The following is a 218-nucleotide window of genomic DNA, read 5'->3' on the forward strand; positions in this document are numbered from 1 at the left end:
CACATCTCCGATCAGTATGATCCGTTTTCGACCCGGGTGATTGCTGCGACGGCCGGTGAAGCGCCCTATGTTCTGGATGGACTGCTTTATCATGCTAACGGACTTTCCATTGAAGAGCATTATACAGATACGGGTGGGGCATCGGATCATGTTTTCGGGCTGATGCCCTTCTTTGGTTATCGATTTGCGCCCAGGATACGGGATCTGAAAGAGCGGAA

Annotated in this window: 1 protein-coding gene; it reads left to right on the forward strand. The window is 51.4% G+C overall.

Going from position 1 to position 218, the window contains the following annotated elements; translation table 11 throughout:
* A partial coding sequence (locus B7449_RS18295) for a Tn3 family transposase (protein ID WP_048883917.1) occupies nucleotides 1-218 on the forward strand: 218 nt, incomplete at both ends.

It is taken from the genome of Komagataeibacter intermedius TF2 (assembly GCF_000964425.1).
GTDB lineage: Bacteria > Pseudomonadota > Alphaproteobacteria > Acetobacterales > Acetobacteraceae > Komagataeibacter > Komagataeibacter intermedius.